Source organism: Streptococcus oralis subsp. oralis, from assembly GCF_002096455.1.
GTDB lineage: Bacteria > Bacillota > Bacilli > Lactobacillales > Streptococcaceae > Streptococcus > Streptococcus oralis_CY.
This window is the reverse complement of the sequence record NZ_NCUL01000007.1, coordinates 332115-348871: the sequence shown is the minus strand read 5'-3', so window position 1 is coordinate 348871 and position 16757 is coordinate 332115. Positions and strand designations below refer to the sequence as shown.

Annotated in this window: 18 protein-coding genes; 8 read left to right on the top strand and 10 right to left on the bottom strand. The window is 40.6% G+C overall.

Going from position 1 to position 16757, the window contains the following annotated elements:
* Positions 1-6: 6 nt before the first annotated feature.
* Entirely contained in the window at positions 7-957 is a 951-nt protein-coding gene (rsmH, locus tag B7720_RS04140) for a 16S rRNA (cytosine(1402)-N(4))-methyltransferase RsmH (protein WP_084856671.1), read from the bottom strand.
* A 162-nt stretch (positions 958-1119) separates the two neighbouring features.
* Between rsmH and B7720_RS04135 the strand changes: the two genes are divergently transcribed.
* Genes B7720_RS04135 through B7720_RS04120 form a run of 4 tightly spaced genes read left to right on the top strand, consistent with a single transcriptional unit; the run spans position 1120 to position 2770 of the window.
* Positions 1120-1314: a helix-turn-helix transcriptional regulator gene (locus B7720_RS04135; protein WP_001082470.1), complete on the top strand. Its 195-nt coding sequence runs from the start codon at positions 1120-1122 to the stop codon at positions 1312-1314.
* 15 nt (positions 1315-1329) lie between these two features.
* Positions 1330-1872: a DUF3278 domain-containing protein gene (locus B7720_RS04130; protein WP_084856668.1), complete on the top strand. Its 543-nt coding sequence runs from the start codon at positions 1330-1332 to the stop codon at positions 1870-1872.
* Between the two features lie 10 nt (positions 1873-1882).
* A complete protein-coding gene (locus B7720_RS04125; protein ID WP_084856665.1) occupies positions 1883-2209 on the top strand; it encodes a hypothetical protein in 327 nt (108 codons plus the stop codon).
* A 21-nt stretch (positions 2210-2230) separates the two neighbouring features.
* Positions 2231-2770, top strand: a complete 540-nt coding sequence (locus B7720_RS04120; protein WP_084856662.1) for a DUF3278 domain-containing protein — start codon at positions 2231-2233, stop codon at positions 2768-2770.
* A gap of 109 nt (positions 2771-2879) precedes the next feature.
* Here B7720_RS04120 and B7720_RS04115 read toward each other — a convergent pair whose 3' ends face one another.
* Genes B7720_RS04115 through B7720_RS04080 form a run of 8 tightly spaced genes read right to left on the bottom strand, consistent with a single transcriptional unit; the run spans position 2880 to position 9894 of the window.
* Positions 2880-3881 carry a LacI family DNA-binding transcriptional regulator gene (locus B7720_RS04115; RefSeq protein WP_162281766.1) on the bottom strand — a complete coding sequence of 334 codons (1002 nt, stop codon included), beginning with the start codon at positions 3879-3881 and terminating at the stop codon, positions 2880-2882.
* 59 nt (positions 3882-3940) lie between these two features.
* Entirely contained in the window at positions 3941-5842 is a 1902-nt protein-coding gene (locus B7720_RS04110; RefSeq protein ID WP_084856657.1) for an alginate lyase family protein, read from the bottom strand.
* A gap of 21 nt (positions 5843-5863) precedes the next feature.
* Complete coding sequence (locus B7720_RS04105) at positions 5864-6157, bottom strand: preprotein translocase subunit YajC (RefSeq protein ID WP_000381735.1); 294 nt, start codon at positions 6155-6157, stop codon at positions 5864-5866.
* On the bottom strand, positions 6157-6975 hold the full coding sequence (locus B7720_RS04100) for a PTS system mannose/fructose/sorbose family transporter subunit IID (RefSeq protein WP_000148013.1): 819 nt from the start codon (positions 6973-6975) through the stop codon (positions 6157-6159). The genes B7720_RS04105 and B7720_RS04100 overlap by 1 nt, the downstream gene beginning before the upstream one ends.
* Positions 6962-7741, bottom strand: a complete 780-nt coding sequence (locus B7720_RS04095; RefSeq protein ID WP_084856655.1) for a PTS mannose/fructose/sorbose/N-acetylgalactosamine transporter subunit IIC — start codon at positions 7739-7741, stop codon at positions 6962-6964. The genes B7720_RS04100 and B7720_RS04095 overlap by 14 nt, the downstream gene beginning before the upstream one ends.
* 14 nt (positions 7742-7755) lie before the next feature.
* Positions 7756-8247 (bottom strand): PTS sugar transporter subunit IIB, encoded by a 492-nt coding sequence (locus B7720_RS04090; protein ID WP_084856653.1) that lies wholly within the window; start codon positions 8245-8247, stop codon positions 7756-7758.
* A 10-nt stretch (positions 8248-8257) separates the two neighbouring features.
* A complete protein-coding gene (locus tag B7720_RS04085) occupies positions 8258-9448 on the bottom strand; it encodes a glycoside hydrolase family 88 protein (protein WP_084856651.1) in 1191 nt (396 codons plus the stop codon).
* 11 nt (positions 9449-9459) lie between these two features.
* Positions 9460-9894 (bottom strand): PTS sugar transporter subunit IIA, encoded by a 435-nt coding sequence (locus B7720_RS04080; protein ID WP_084856649.1) that lies wholly within the window; start codon positions 9892-9894, stop codon positions 9460-9462.
* Positions 9895-10164: 270 nt separating this feature from the next.
* On the opposite strand from B7720_RS04080, the gene B7720_RS04075 reads away from it, so the two are divergent.
* Genes B7720_RS04075 through B7720_RS04060 form a run of 4 tightly spaced genes read left to right on the top strand, consistent with a single transcriptional unit; the run spans position 10165 to position 13312 of the window.
* Entirely contained in the window at positions 10165-10980 is an 816-nt protein-coding gene (locus B7720_RS04075) for a gluconate 5-dehydrogenase (protein ID WP_084856646.1), read from the top strand.
* 19 nt (positions 10981-10999) lie between these two features.
* The gene (locus tag B7720_RS04070) at positions 11000-11641 is read left to right on the top strand and encodes an RpiB/LacA/LacB family sugar-phosphate isomerase (RefSeq protein ID WP_084856644.1); all 642 of its coding nucleotides are present in this window, start codon (positions 11000-11002) and stop codon (positions 11639-11641) included.
* A 30-nt stretch (positions 11642-11671) separates the two neighbouring features.
* Positions 11672-12673 (top strand): sugar kinase, encoded by a 1002-nt coding sequence (locus tag B7720_RS04065; protein ID WP_084856642.1) that lies wholly within the window; start codon positions 11672-11674, stop codon positions 12671-12673.
* A gap of 9 nt (positions 12674-12682) precedes the next feature.
* Entirely contained in the window at positions 12683-13312 is a 630-nt protein-coding gene (locus tag B7720_RS04060) for a bifunctional 4-hydroxy-2-oxoglutarate aldolase/2-dehydro-3-deoxy-phosphogluconate aldolase (protein WP_084856640.1), read from the top strand.
* 125 nt (positions 13313-13437) lie between these two features.
* On the opposite strand, the gene B7720_RS04055 is transcribed toward B7720_RS04060, so the two are convergent.
* Positions 13438-16644, bottom strand: coding sequence for an LPXTG-anchored hyaluronate lyase (locus tag B7720_RS04055; RefSeq protein ID WP_162281765.1), 3207 nt, complete (start codon positions 16642-16644; stop codon positions 13438-13440).
* Positions 16645-16757 lie beyond the last annotated feature (113 nt).

Sequence of the window (16757 nt, the reverse complement as noted above, 5' to 3'; positions counted from 1 at the left end):
TTCCTCTTACTTGTGAATTTTTCTAGCCACGCGCAACTTGGCTGAATGCGAACGATTGTTGGCTGCTAGCTCTTCAGCACTTGGCAAGATTGGCTTGCGGGATACCAATTCCATCTTGGGCTTAAGATCATCTGGAATGAAGGGCAAGCCTTTGGGAACTTCCACTGTTGAAGCTTCTTTGAATAATTGCTTGGTCAAGCGGTCTTCCAACGAATGGAAGGTAATGACCGAGATTCTCCCATCCAGAGCCAGCATGTCCATGGCCTGTTGGATGGATTCATCTGCCGCACCCAGCTCATCATTGACTTCGATTCGGATAGCCTGGAAAATCTGCTTGGCAGGGTGCCCCTTTTTCTTGAGCTCCTTGGCGGGCTTTGCTGACTTGATAATCTCTGCCAACTCCGTCGTCGTCTCAATGGGTTTCACCTCACGCGCTTGCTCAATCTTACGGGCAATCTGTTTAGAGAATTTATCCTCACCATACTTGAAAAAGATCCGAACCAAGTCATGATAGTCATAATGATTGACCACCTCATAGGCCGTCAGACTAGCTTCCTGATTCATCCGCATATCCAGTGGCGCATCCTTTTTATAAGAAAAACCACGTTCACGCTGATCCAGCTGAGGACTGGACACTCCCAAGTCATAACAAATTCCATCAATTTCCTGGACACCAGCCTCCTGCAAACGTGCCTGCAAATGACGGAAGTTATCCTTGATAAAGGTTACCATCCCTTTTTCGATATAGGGTGCCAACCGTTTATGCGCGTTGTCAATGGCATTCTGGTCCTGGTCAAAGGCATAGAGATGCCCTTTTTCGCTCAATTTACTTAATAAATATTCGCTATGGCCTGCTCCACCCAAAGTCGCATCAACGTAGATACCGTCAGGTTTTACGTCAAGCATATCAATCGTTTCATGAAGCAAGACCGTTACATGATGAAATTCTTTTGTCATATCCTATCTATTTTACCACAAATCTGACCAGCTTGCACTTGTCAGACAAGGCTAAGTTTCTTCGAAAAAAATTCCCCAAAAAATGTCGTATATACTTGACACCCTATCTCCAAAAGAATATAATATAGTCAAATATATGCGACATATCAGAAAGGAGACTCTATGAATCGTGTCAAAGAATTCCGTAAGGAACTGGGCATTTCCCAGCTCGAGCTCGCCAAAGATATCGGTGTCTCGAGACAGACCATCAACATGATTGAAAACGACAAGTACAATCCAACCCTGGAACTCTGTCTCAATCTCGCCCGCAGCCTCCAAACTGACCTCAACAGTCTTTTTTGGGAAGACGATTTTTAAAAAAGGAGCAAACAAATGAAAAAAGAAACTCTCACTGAAAAACTCATCAAACGCACATACGGCATTTCTGGTCCCCTTGACGAACACAAACGGCGCGAGGCCGATCGTATCGGGAATCAGGTCTTTATCGTTCTCTTTTATCTGATGATATTTGGCAACCTCATCCCCTTTGTCCTTGCTTATAAATACCCACAAATTGTCGCTATCGGCTATCCTCTCGTGGTATTTGGCATTTCTATGATGGCTGCCCTCTATGTGGTCTCTCAAACCAAGAAAACGGGCATCACAGCTATTGATCCCGAAATGCTGAGTCAAAAAGAAAGTAAACAGCTACATTTTCCGGGTCTAAAAGCCGGTCTGATCTATGGAATAGCGATATTTTTTATAATGCCACTCATCGATACCCTAACCAGTGAAAATCCAAATTTCATCAGTTCTCTTCTGAATTCAAAACATATTTTAAAAACTATACTGGGAGCGTTCTTTTTTGGACTGATGATGCAAATTATCGTCTCTCTTCGCATTCAAAAAGCCAAGAAAGACCAAGAAGACGACTAGGGGGTGCCTTATGAAATCACTAGCTAGACTACTGATCAGTCATGTTTTTATCAGTATTTTCCTTTCCTTCACCCTTGTTTCAGGAGCTATTTCTCATACATTTTTAATACTCTTACTCCTCTTTCTTCCTGTGCTCAATAAAGGACTTGAGAAAATGCAATCAAAACGGGTACCTAGCCTCAACGCTGCCCTCTTCTTTCTCCTCATATCCTTGCCACAGCTTTTAACTAACCCCACCCAATGGAAATTACCAATATTCCTAGCCATAACCATCATTTCAAGTTTGGTCTACTTCTATAACTTTTATCAAGTAGTGAAAGAAGTAGATCAAAAATAGTTGATTTAGGAGATCGCTCCCATGAAAAAAAAAGATTTCACCACTCGCTTACTCAAACTATTCTTTCACATACAAGGCCCCTTTGATGAATGCCGCCAAGAGATAATCTACAGAGCTGGTGCTCGAGCCTTGATCCAAATCGTTTACTCCTCCCTCCTACTCTTCTTGTTCTATCTCCTATTTGGACGCTTTATAGAGTTGGTTCGAGATGCTATGCCCTACCTCTATTTTGGACTCATCTTCATCCTCTCGTCCAGGGCGAGATTAGCAGTTCGAGACTTACATTTGGACAAGGACGACCAGTCCGAGATTCATCACAAAAGCTACAGCAAAAGTCAAATCAAAGTTCGTAGTTGGAGTGTATTTCTCAGCATTCAGCTTGGTCTCTTCCTCTTACTAATTTTTCATAAACTCTTTGTTCAGCATCTTCCCCTCGATACATTTTGGGAAAATCTCTTCCAAATTGAAAGATTGCTACCTTTGCTAGTATGTAGCCTTGGGGCTGGAGCAATCTTTGGAACCATGACCTACGCCTTTTTATCGGAACACGTTAAAAAATAGACCAAGATTCGCTAATTTCTCATTATATAGACAAAGAATCCCACCTAGCATGTTCTAGGTGGGATTCTTTACATTCTTAACAGAAATCACAAGTCATTTCCCTTTCATCTTAGAAAGTTGACTCTTTCCAACTCACACTACAATCCAGGACCTGTTGTCTTTCTTCTTGATTGCGACCTTCAATCTGGTCAATCAAGATTTTTGTAGCCTGTTGTCCCTCTTCAAAGGCAGGCTGAACTAGCGTCGAAATACTTGGAGAAGAAAAGCGAGTCCACTCCGTATTGTCAAAGCCAATCAAGCCAACTTGTGGCAAGTTATAATTCAACTCTTTGATAACGGTAAAGACCAGAGGTAGGGCCCAGCAATTAGGAACAAATACCAGAGTTTTTTCATCAGGATTGATTTCTTTTTGTAAAAATTCCTTGATTTTCTCCAAGTCTGTATGCTCATCTTCGATGGTTAAAGTAGCATGGCGCATGTTAGCATCTGTTAAGGCATCCATAAAACCACTTGCCCGCTCAATGCGAGTACTCAAACGACTCGTATCCGCTGTAATCAAGAGGAAATGCTCGTAACCTTTTTCGATACAAGACTGGGTCATATCATAAACAGCGTCATAGTTATTGGTTTTGACCCAGCTAGTCCGGTGTTCATAGAGCTGACTATCAAAAAAGACCATTTTTTTCTTTTTCTCATCAATGATACGAGAGTATTTTCGGAAATTAGAGGTCGGCTGAATAATGAATCCGTCCACTCCCAAAAGAAGCATACTTTCAATATACTGATCCTCACTCTCTTGGCTATAGTTACTATTCCCTATCATTACTTGGTAGCCATTCTGGTTAGCGATATCCTCGATCCCCTTAACGATCTGGTTTGAGAAACTGTTGGTAATATCACCAATCAAAACACCAATTAATTTTGTTCGTTTGGAGTTTAAGCTACGAGCAACAATGCTCGGTTTGTAATTTGTTTCATGAATAACTTTTTCAATCTTTTCACGTGTCTCTTGGGACATTTTTTCATATTTCCCGTTTAGGTAAAATGACACGGTTGTTTTTGAGGTCTGAGCCATTTCTGCAATGTCTTTTATGGTCAGTTTCTTCTCCAATCTAAAACACCTCCTACTAATACTCATTATAACATATTCACTATTCAGGAAACCTATTTCTAGCACTGCAAGCGAATCATTCTCTCATTTATTTTATCATATACCAGACATTTTCCACGCATTTTTGTTCCGTCAACAAGACACAATTTTTCACCTATACAAATATCTTCGCTTAATAACAAAATCAGCTTGTCTGTTTTGTCATTTTTCACCTCAAAAGCCAGAGCATTTTCTACTTTATGACCATCTGTCTGGTAGACAGAATGGCGGATGATTTTAAAACTCTCATGTGCAATGATTGTATAATCCAGCATCTGATTCTCAAAGGATTGGCGTTTGGTGAGTTTGCTACTTTTTTCAAGCTCATTGTATTTAGGAGAAATGATAGTATCTTCCAAATCAAAATCAACTGCACTCCATAGCTTCAACTGATTAATTTTCCCACCTTGGTAGGTCATCTCCTTGTCTAGAATAAACTGGGTCAATGCCTCATGTCGACCTTGACATCTGATGTCATCCACCACTAACCATACATCTTCCACTAGCATGACGATTTTTCTCTTGTGAAGATAAGACAAATCAGACTCTACTGACAAGTAAGCTCCCTCAATATAATGCACTCCCTCCCTTTCTTTGTGGTGACAAAATAGGGAGTGAGGATAGTGTTCATATTCCCAGGACCCCGTAATTCTCCCTGGAGCTTTCCCATCTACCATGCAGGTCGAATGACTCCAAGCACTCTTTAAGAGGTAGCGTTCATCTATCTCCCGATAAGAATAACGCCCCGCATCTATGAAAATCGGTTGACCTTGATACTGTAAGCAAAAACTATTCTCGTCACTATGGCTATGGGCACTTCCTAGCGGACCGTTTTTGAAAAATAGATAACGATGTTCATCCTTAATGCAGACATGTCCAGAGTCTTCAAAAATCATGGACTTTGCCTGCCAAGCTCTCTTTTCAAATCCCTGCAGTCGCTTGACCTTTTCTTGCCCCACGAACAAGAGACTAACCAAATCGACTTTAAGATCTAGGCCATCAAGAAGGTCTTCCTTGTTCAAAACAACAGCAGACAGGCTCAAAATCTCTGTCGTTTCTGTCGAATCGCTATCTCCAAAAGCTAAGGTCCGTCCATCCAAGCCGGTCATCATTTGAATATAGGTTGCCATCTTTTCCAGCAACTCTTGAAAACTTTCTTGCAAGTCTGGAAGCAATATACACAAGTCCAGTAAGGCTTTATAAACCTCTACATGATAGAGAATTGACTGTTCAAACTGAGTCCCATCTTCTAAAATCTGTGTCTCGATCTGCTTTTTCAACTCCTCTGAAGCAAAATGGTAAACTTCTTCTAAATCCATCTTATCAGAAAAGAAATGATAAATCGCAAGCATCGGAATAGTTTGCAACATTCCCCAATTACTGAGAGTAAATTTGGCTCGATAATGCTCTCTCATAAAATGAATCTGCTTTTCTAAACTAGCCAGGATTTGTTCTAGTTCTTCCTCTTCTAGCAAATCAAATTTCAAGAGAAGCAAGACCAGTTTCAACCAAGTAAAGGAGCGAATGCCCGTATCCAAGGTCCTAGTCATCAAAGATTGAGGAGAAAACTCTCTCGCCTGCTCAATCCAATCAAATAGAAAAAACTTGCACTTTTGAATATAGTCCTTATCTCCTTCTACCAGATACCCAACCATAAACTGCAAAAGATACTCTTGTCGATTGAGCATATAAGCCCATTCTGGATCATCTTCAAAAAACTGATTCCACGCCATAGGTTGTATTTGATGCATCTTTGAACAAGGTTCCATATCCCAAGGACTATCAAAAACAAAACAATTGTCCATCAAGCGTTCAAGGGAACTCTTAACTTTCTCATAATTTTTTGAACATTGAGACAAGATATAGTCACGACATTGGTCCTCATCAATTCTTTCAAAAAATTGTCTTCTTTCTTCTTTCATTATCTATTACCAGAAAAAGAACTACTTAAAAAGCAGTTCTTTTGTCTTTCCCATTACACTTTCCTTTTCTACATAGATGACGACTCCTTTTGCAATCTGCAAAGAGATCAAGTCATCTTTGATAGAAATGATCTTTCCATGAATTCCAGACAATAACAACACTTCATCATCAGATGTTAAAGAGGCTAAATACTCTTGTCGTTGCTCCATCTGTTTGCGAAGCAACTTTTGCTGACGAATAGAATGAAAGCTTGACAGTAAAAGGGGGCTCACTGCCAAGACAATCACTATTCCATAAAACAATGTTGTATCCATTAAGCTAGAATCTTAAGCCAGCTTCCGATAATTCCGATGATAACTGTTAAAATAACGAGTTTATAGGTTGTCCATTTCTTTTCTTTGATCAAGTAGTAAACCAAAAGTGTAAAGAGGGCTGGTAGAAGAGCTGGAGCTACCTTATCAAGCATGCCCTGAATACTTACGATACTTTGTTTGGCATCTGCTTTAACTTCCCCTGCAGCAAAGGTGATTGGCACCATAATCTTCACAGAAGTCGCTGCCAAACCAGCAATTACAGTTACACCGATAATATTAGCAATACGAGAAATCGTTGCCATCTGTTCGCTCAGTTTATCAATCACAGTTGTTCCTAGTTTGTATCCATACAGACCAGTTGACAATTTAATCGCTGTCAAAATCGTATTCATCGCAAGGAAGAACAAGATTGGACCGACAACCAGGCCTTCTTGAGCAAAAGAAGCTGCGATGGTTGAGAACAATGGAGCTAAACAGAATTGTGAGAGAGAATCCCCAATACCTGCTAATGGCCCCATCAAGGCCATCTTGATGCTACGTGTCTCTTTTGCCGGACGGCCATTTTCCAACATTACAAGATGCAAGCTGGTAATAAAAGGCAGGAAGTGTGGGTTGGTATTATAGAATTCACAGTTTTCTTCCAAGGCTTGGTAAAAACCTTCCTGATCCTCTCCATAGTGTTTTTTCAAAGCAGGATACATCACATTGGCATACCCCAACCCTTGATAGTTACTATAGTTAAATCCATTTTGACAAAAGAATGCCCGCAAAGACGTTTTAAGATAATCACGTTTTGTTAATTTGTTAGATCCAGTCATCGTGTGCTTCCTCCTCTACCACATGATCCGCTGTTTTTGGCTTGTTATAAAATTCAATCAAAGCAAAGATAGTACCTACAATTGCAATACCAATTGTTGGGATGTTTAGATAAGCCGCACAAACATATCCCAACAAGACAAACGGAATCAACTCTTTCTTAGCCATCACTGACAAGATCATCGCAAAACCGATAGCTGGGAGCATTTTACCAGCAACTGTCAAACCTGTAAGCAATACTGGCGGAATGTAATCTACGAGTTTTAATAAGGTATCCATTGAAAGGGCACCCAAGCAACCCAAGGTAAAGCCGATAAGGGCAAACAACCAAATTGTTGCATTTAGAGTAAACTTGAATTTCTTCAGATTATGGTTTTTCAAGTGCTTCATCGCTGTTTCAGGCGCACCAGCACGTACAGTGTAGGCAAAAGTTTGTAAGAATTGAATCGCCACAGCAATCGGAGTAGAAAGAGCAAGAGCCGCTTCTGGACTGACTTTACCAGCACTAGTGATAGCCATCAAGGTACCAAAGATACCAGGTCCGATTGGGTTTGGTGGAACCGTACCTCCAGCACCAACACCGAATCCCATGTAAGCCAATTCACCAATAGCTCCCATTGCAAGAGCAGTAGGCAAATCACCTAGAATAATTCCGACACCAAACGACAAAACAATACATCTATTGGTGTAAATCCCTAACAGCATTCCACTAAAACAGAAAGCTGTCCATAATCCAATTAAAATCGCTTGAAATACATTAATCGACATAACGATCTCCTCTTTTAAATATAGTCCAGAATATTGACTTCAACAGCTCCATCGTTTCCTGTTGGAGTTGTTTTCGTATTAAATGTTACTTGATAAGTTTGGTTCAATTCCTTGAGGGCTGTCTTGTCCTCTTCACCCAGGAAGATGGAGCGTGTCACTTGCTCTTTACCAGGGGCATTGTGAATGTTCCCAATATTGATTTCTTTAATTGGAACACCACCTTCTACCAAGGTTAAAGCATCTTTTACATCCTTCACAACGATAAAGATTGTTTGAGCAGGATTCGCCTTGTGGATAATATCAATAACCTTTTGCAAAGGGAAGAAACGCATGGCAACTGAGTCCGGCACAACTGTTTTCATCAGAGTTTGTTGCATCTTATCTGTGCTCACTTCGTCATTAGCAACAATAACTGTATTACACCCCAGGTATTTTACCCAAAGTTGTCCTTGCCCGTGAATTAAACGTTCATCGATACGGGTCATAATAATATTTGGCGTCGTCATATTTCTCCTCCTACCAATATAGGTTCCAGTCTTTGTAGAAACGGATTAGGGCTTCTAGGTAATAGTAGTCACCCCAGATATTGCCTTCATCCACTCCTTTACCTGAATGCCATGAGTACACACCGTGGTGGAGACTTGTCCCACCAGGGGTAAATTGATCATTTGCATACTTTTCAATCAGAGAACGAAGCATGGCATGCATAGCATGTTTATAAATATCTTTGTCAGCGTCCACCTCTGGGAGATGTTTTAGCATTTCATGAATCCCACAGACGGCGATAGCTGTTGCTGAAGAATCTCGTGATTGATCACTACCATCATTAAAAATCAAATCCCAATAAGAAACATGATCTTTTGGCAGGCGATTCAAGAAATAATTGGTCACTCCCTTAAACAAGTCAAAGCAGGCCTCGTCTTTTAGATGACGATAAGTCAAGGGAATACCATATACTCCCCAAGATTGCCCACGTGCCCAGCACGAATCATCGCTATATCCCTGTCTCGTTACACCTTTAAGAGGTTGACCTGTTTCAGGATCAAAATAGAAGGTGTGGAAGGATGAGGCGTCATTACGGATAACATTATTAGCCGAAGCATAGAAATGGTTTTCTGCAATATCGTAGTATTTTTGATCGCCTGTTTCTTGATAAGCAAAGAACAAGAGTTGAATATTGAGCAAGCAGTCGATAATCAAACGGTAATGTTCTTTTTTGCCCAAGTCTCCCCAAGCCTGAATGAAGCCACCTTTTTCTTGATAGCGTTCAATCAACTTATCTGCAGCTTTCAAGGTTGCTTCTCTAGCCTCTCCATCTCCATTTATCTTATATTCAGCCATACAAGACGGTGTGTACAAGAAACCGAGATCATGGTGATCCAACTCTACTCTCTTATTGACACGCTCCAGGAAAGAAAGAACATTTTTATGTGCCATGTTTTTAAATGCATCCTGTTGACTGTATTCATAAGCCAACCACAGTTCTCCCGTCCAGAAACCATTGGTCCATTCTGTGTTACCCATGATTGGATAGACATTATTAAAGGTAGCTGGTGTCGGGAAATCTTCCTTGAAATAGTCAAGGTTGAGTTCTAACTGCCTAATAACCTTTTCAATTGCCTGACCGACTTCTTCTTTCGTCAGAAGTGGTACTTCTAAGAAGCGCTCAGGCGATTTTATTTCTTCAATCGTAATCTTTTTTATCATTCTTTAATCCTTTAAATACCTGATTCGAAATCTTCTTCCTCTGCCTCTACATCAGTTGAAAACAATTCTTTACCATTTACGACTCCACTTTGGGCCGCTGCCACTGCTTTATCAGCAACTTCATCAAATCCATGGGCCATTCTAGCAAAGACTGCTTCCATTAACATGGCCAAGTTCAAACCTGAGAGAACATTCATTGTTTTGGTTGGATTTTCTCCCATTATAGTAGAAGAAACCTTAAATGGTGTTCCTCCCAAGAGATCACTTAGGATTAAAACTTTTTCTTCATTTGAAATTGCAAGTAAGATTTTTTGCTTGAGTTCATCTGCTGACATTCCTTCCACAAAGTCAATCGCCTCCACATTTTCTTGATCGCCTGCAATTAATTGTAAAGAACTATAAATTCCTGTGGCAAAATGTCCATGCCCTACAAGTACAATTTCCATCTTTTCTCCTTCCTTGTTTGAGTTTACCGGTTTACTTTACATTTCCCATTGTAAACCTTTATTTTTATCTTGTCAATAGTTTTTTTAAAAAAATATTAGCGCTTTCATTGTTTATTTAACCATTACAATAGACAGAAATTTCAAAATATTCCGTTTTTTAGGAAAACAAAGATTTTAAGAAATATAAATATTTAATTATTGACAAAACCGGTTTACTAGAATATAATTTGGTTATAGAGAAGTCTTAACAAATTTGAAAGGAAGTATCAAATGACAAATACATCATTCTCAATTGAGCAGTTTTCTTTAAAAGGAAAAATTGCTCTCATTACAGGCGCTTCTTATGGAATTGGATTTGCGATTGCCAAGTCCTATGCAGAAGCGGGTGCTACTATCGTCTTTAACGATATCAATCAAGACTTGGTCAATAAAGGGATTGAAGCTTATCGTCAAGTCGGCATCGAAGCCCATGGATATGTCTGCGATGTTACAGATGAGGATGGAATCCAAGCCATGGTCAAACAAATTGAACAAGAAGTTGGAATCATTGACATCCTCGTTAACAACGCTGGCATTATCCGCCGTGTTCCAATGTGCGAAATGAGTGCCGCTGATTTCCGTAAGGTTATCGACATTGACTTGAACGCACCATTTATCGTTTCAAAAGCGGTCATTCCTTCTATGATAAAGAAAGGTCATGGAAAGATTATCAATATTTGTTCAATGATGAGTGAACTGGGACGTGAAACAGTTAGCGCTTATGCCGCTGCTAAAGGGGGCTTAAAAATGTTGACCCGCAACATTGCATCTGAATACGGTGGAGCCAATATCCAATGTAACGGTATCGGACCGGGTTATATTGCCACTCCTCAAACAGCACCTCTTCGTGAGTTGCAAGAAGATGGTTCTCGCCACCCATTTGACCAATTCATCATTTCAAAAACACCTGCTGCACGTTGGGGAAATCCTGAAGATTTGATGGGCCCTGCTGTCTTTCTCGCTAGTGACGCTAGCGACTTTGTCAATGGCCACATCCTATATGTAGATGGTGGTATCTTAGCCTACATCGGAAAACAACCTGAGTAAAAATAGAAAAGAGGACATTATGAAAATCGCATTAATCAATGAAAATAGTCAAGCTAGCAAGAATCACATCATTTACGATAGTCTAAAAGAAGCAACAGATAAAAAAGGCTACCAATTATTTAACTATGGTATGCGTGGAGAAGAAGGTGAAAACCCATTAACGTACGTACAAAACGGCCTAATGGCTGCCATCCTTTTAAATACAAAAGCAGTCGACTTTGTTGTTACTGGTTGTGGTACAGGTGTGGGTGCTATGCTTGCTTTAAACAGCTTCCCTGGTGTTGTCTGTGGTTTAGCAGTGGATCCAACTGACGCTTATCTTTATTCTCAAATCAATGGGGGCAACGCCTTGTCTATCCCTTATGCCAAAGGCTTTGGCTGGGGAGCAGAACTGACCCTCAAATTGATGTTTGAACGTTTATTTGCTGAAGAAATGGGCGGTGGCTATCCGAAAGAACGGGTAATCCCTGAGCAACGCAATGCTCGTATCTTGAACGAGGTTAAACAAATCACTCACACGGATTTGATGACTATTCTTAAAAATATCGACCAAGACTTCCTCAAAGAAACCATCTCTGGCAAATATTTCCAAGAATACTTCTTTGAAAACTGCCAAGATGAAGAAGTAGCGACCTATTTGAAAGAAGTTCTAGCCAAATAAAGCTATTCTAAACCAGAAAGGAACTAATGGATGACAAAACTATTACTATTTGGCGAACCATTAATCCGAATCTCACCATTAGATGCCACTAGTATCGGAGATCATGTTGCCAGCTCGACCTATTTTGGCGGATCAGAGGTGAATATCGCTTGTAATTTGCAAGCTCTGGGAGTCTCCACAAAAGTCTTTACTGGCCTACCTGCCAACGAAATCGGAGATCGTTTTCTCACATTTTTGAAACAGCACCAAATCGATACGAGTTCAATCTGTCGACTTGGCGATCGAATCGGCCTCTACTATTTAGAGAATGGCTTTGGTTGTCGCCAAAGTGAAGTTTTCTATGATCGTAAGCATACGAGTATTAGCCAGATTCTACCAGACATGCTCGATATGGATTCTATCTTTCAGGAGATTAGCCACTTTCATTTTAGTGGCATCACCGTAGCTGTTGGCCCCGAGGTCCGTAGGCTCCTACTCCTACTCTTAAAAGAGGCCAAGCGCCGGGGCATTGTCATCTCCATGGATCTCAACCTGCGAACAAAGATGATCTCTGTCCTAGAAGCCAAGTATGAATTTTCTAAATTTGCTCGTTTTGCCGACTATTGCTTTGGTATTGATCCTCTCATGATCGATGAGCAGAACCTGCAGATGTTCTCAAGGGAAACCGCTAGCCTAGACGAAGTTGAAAAACGCATGCGACAGTTAAAAGAAAGCTACAATTTCAAAGCGATTTTCCATACTCTGCGCTCTAGTGATGAACAAGATAAGAATGTCTATCAGGCTTATGCTCTGGGAGAATCATTTGAAGAGTCCGTTCAACTAAAAACTGCAGTCTATCAACGTGTTGGTAGTGGGGATGCCTTTATCTCGGGAGCCCTCTATCAACTAATCAATCATTCCTCCTTAAAAAACACTATTGACTTTGCAGTTGCCAGTGCCACTCTCAAATGCACTCTCCCAGGAGACCACCTCTCCACTTCGGCAGCTAGTATTGAAAAATTACTGGCAAATACACAAGATATCATTCGTTAGGAGAATTACATGACCAAATCAGATACGATTATTGAACTAAAAAAACAAAAAATTGTCGCTGTTATTCGAGGAAATACAAAGGAAGAGGGACTGCAAGCTTCGATTGCTTGTATCAAGGGTGGTATCAAGGCTATTGAAATCGCCTATACCAATCAGTATGCAGGACAAATCATCAGAGAACTTGTAGATTTGTACAAAGAAGACAAGAGTGTTTGTATCGGGGCAGGTACCGTACTAGATGCTGTTACAGCGCGAGATGCCATCCTTGCAGGAGCCAACTATGTTGTTTCTCCATCTTTCCATGCTGAAACTGCAAAAATGTGCAATCTCTATAGTACTCCCTACATTCCAGGCTGTATTACTCTCACAGAGATAACGACAGCACTTGAAGCCGGTAGTGAAATCATCAAACTCTTCCCAGGTAGTGCTCTCAGTCCAGAATATATCTCTGCAGTCAAGGCACCGATCCCACAAGTTTCCGTAATGGTAACCGGAGGAGTAGGCCTAAACAACATCCCTCAATGGTTCGCTGCTGGTGCAGACGCCGTCGGGATTGGTGGTGAACTCAATAAACTCGCTTCCCAAGGCGACTTTGACCGCATTAGCGAGATTGCCCAGCAGTATGTTACACTCAGATAAAATGAAGTGAAAAAGGATAAGCTACAACTTATCCTTTTTAAAAAGAAAAATCCGAAGACGTTTGACTTTCTTCGGATTTTTCTGTTTTCTATGGTTCCAAGGGACTCATCTGGATGATGAGTAAATTAGTTGTTCTTTCCTCTGCGGAATAGATAAACCGCACCAAGTAGCAAAAGACCTAGACTTGCCAAGATTGACTGACCTTCTCCTGTCTGAGGGAGATTCTTTTGATCAGACTGCTTGTTTCCCTCTTCAGTTTTTTCCTTTTCTTTTGAATCCTGAGTTTGTGGTTGAGCTGCTTGCTCTAGCTTTTTAAAGACTTCTTGATCTGGCGCTGATTCCTGGGTTTCAGGATTGTAGTAGGCAACCTTATAGTCATCCCCTTCTTTTCGAATGGTATAGACTCCACGTTTCAAGACTTGGAATTTGTTGGAAATAGTAGAGACCGAATCATCGTATTTCACGACTCCCCAAACTCCTTGTTTGGCATCATAAACAGACTGAAGATTTTCGCTATTTTCGATAAGACTACCTTCCAGCTCTTTTACCATTTGATTGAAGGTCGCTCTGTCCACATTAGGAATGAGCATATAGCCATAAGAGTCTCCATTCTGTTTGTGAGCCTGACTAATCGTAAGGAATTCATTTTCAACTTCCTTGTCTGACTGTCCTTCATTGATATCCTTCCATGCACCTTTTTGCAAGGTTCTGCTCATACTAATCGAACTTTTCTTGAAGAAGAAATAGCCGATATTCTTTTTCGAATCAGATGATTCTAGAAATACACTTTGAGTGTCCGCAAAATCCTTGTCTTGAGCTGTGAGTGTAGTTTCTTTATCATTGACATATACCTTATAAGGATCACTTGATTCAAGCTTTCTTTGGTCAATGGTGGTCGATGCAGCGTCAGTTGAGGTGTTTTGAATATTGCTTCCTAGGAAGGCTATTTTATCTTTTAGCATAAACCAGCTCTTATGAGCGCTCAAGGTCTGATTCCAGTTGCTGAAATCCATGGTTGCTGTCGCATTGGCCTCATCTAGTTTGCTCGTCCCAACGAAAGCAGATGGCAAAACTTTACCCGTATCGCTATCCGATCTCTTAGCATCCGTCTCTGTTGTACCAGGCATCTTATAAGGGTTGACTGTTGGCCAGTAGCCGTTGCTATAATGACTTAAATCGCCATTATAGAGATAGAACATCCCATCACTTGTATACCAACCACGTTTGTTTTCTTTGTTCATGTGTTCATAGTTTAAGGTACGACTGGAGAAGAGCGACAGACCAAATCCAAACCCTTTCTCTGCATTGTACATGGCTGTTTTATCCATCTTATTAAAGGCAGATAGGTAGCTTGTTCTTGGAGTACTTGCAACTCCTGCATCACTTAACAAGGATTGCATCAAGCTGATATCCTTATAGGTCTTCAGATTCTTAAAGACATCATAATAAGTATCCGATTGAACAATGGTCTTTACAAGGCTCTGCAAACGCTGTTTGATTTCTCCTTCAGACATATCCGCTATCCGATGAATCCCTCTCAGTACTTCTACCGCTGCCACGTGCCCCTCGCTATTAGCACGACTGATAGAGCGTCCACGACTCATATCCATCAGCTCTCCATTCACCAGCAAAGGAGCAAAAGATTTATCAATCCAGTAATACATGCTTTGCATTTTATCTTTATCAATTGGACTCTTGGTCTTTTGAATGACTGGCAATAGTTGGGACAAGCCATCAATCAAGACATTCCCATAAGCACCTGTATAGGCAACATTGGTATGGTCGATATAGGATCCATCTTGATAAAAACCTTCACCTTGATCTACCAACTTGAACACTTGCTCAATCGAACGAATGGTAGAAGAAATTTCTTGATCATCCTTGCGTAGTAAACCAGCTATTATTTTTACCCTTCCCATATCCACTAAGTTTCCACCTAGGGCCTTAAATGGGTTATCAGTCGTCTTTCGGAAATGTTCGGGATCTGGCACAAATTTTTCAATCACATCTGTATATTTTTTAATTTCCTCATCATAGAAGTATTCTTTCATCAGAGACAAGGTATTATTGATTGCGCGAGGTGTACCGATTTCATAATCCCACCAATTCCCAACAATGCTTTTTTCACTATTGTAGACATGTTTATGCATCCATTCCATGGAATCCCTAACTGTTCGAATAACGGTTTCATCTTGATAATAACGAGAAGAAGGATTGGTCACTTGCTTGGCCATCTCCTCCAATTTCCGATAAGTGGCAGTTAGATTCGCAGACGTTTTATAATTTGAAAATTTCTCCCACAAATAGGTACGATCTGCTTGAGTAGAAAGACTGGCTAAGCTATCCGCCACCTTTCCTTCCAGTTCCTGGTTTAATTTGGCCATCTGTTCATTATGAGCATCATAGTATTGATTCCCAGCAATGATTCCATTCCAGTCATCGAGACGGTCTGTATACTCATCTCTAACAGATGCCAGAACCTTCAAAGGAACCTTTTTCACTTCCTTTCCATCTTTGCTGACAATGATATTGGTTGTTCCTTCTTTAAGAGGTTCTAAAATGCCATTTTTGACAGAGGCAAGGTCTGGATTTTCAATCTTATAAGTATAATCTTGAACAGCGAAGACATGTTTCTTGCCTAGAGGTAAATCAATCTTTTCTTCAAGCGTTTTATTATCTGTTTGAGAAGGGTTAGACGGTTGCTTCTCTACTTCTACAAGCTCAATATCCTTAAACGAAACTGTGCCTGTTCCTGTCTCGTAGAACAACTCTAGCTTGATCTTATCCACCTCTAAAGTCGGGCTATAGTCTGCTTCAATGGTCTGCCAATCCTTTGTTCCTGATGTCGTTGCAGAATTCCACAATTGCTTGTCCTTACCACTTTCCTCAATGATACGAACCTTGGCAATACCCACTTTATTGTTTGTCTTAATCTTGAAACGCAGCTTATACTTTTTCTTAGCTTCAATAGGGACCATACGGTGAACTACAGCTCGTAGCTTCTCCGAACTAGAGATCGTTACAGCCCCGTCCTTAGCTTCAATGACCCGAGTTGAAGCGTCACCAGAACTGTTCTTCTGGTCAACCCAAACTGACCAGCCCTTGGCTTTACTTCCTGTCCAAGGACTGGTTCCGTCCTCTGTCTGAATAAAATCACCATTTTCAACTAAATTTTTAGCATCCCTTTGCTGAGGCTGGGGATTTTTCTGACCTTGCTGAATGGTATTCGTAGTTGTTTCTTCCGCTCCAACTGTCATATAATGGTTTAATAAAAAACCTGATAAAACAAGTGAAGACAGACTCACAATGAGCTTCTTTGTTTTTGTTTGCATGTATACACTCCAATAAACATATTGTAAAATCAATAGGAACTAAATCTCAAAAAGGAGATCTATAACAACTAAGTAAACCGGTTTAATTAAATCATACCATTTTTAATGTTGTT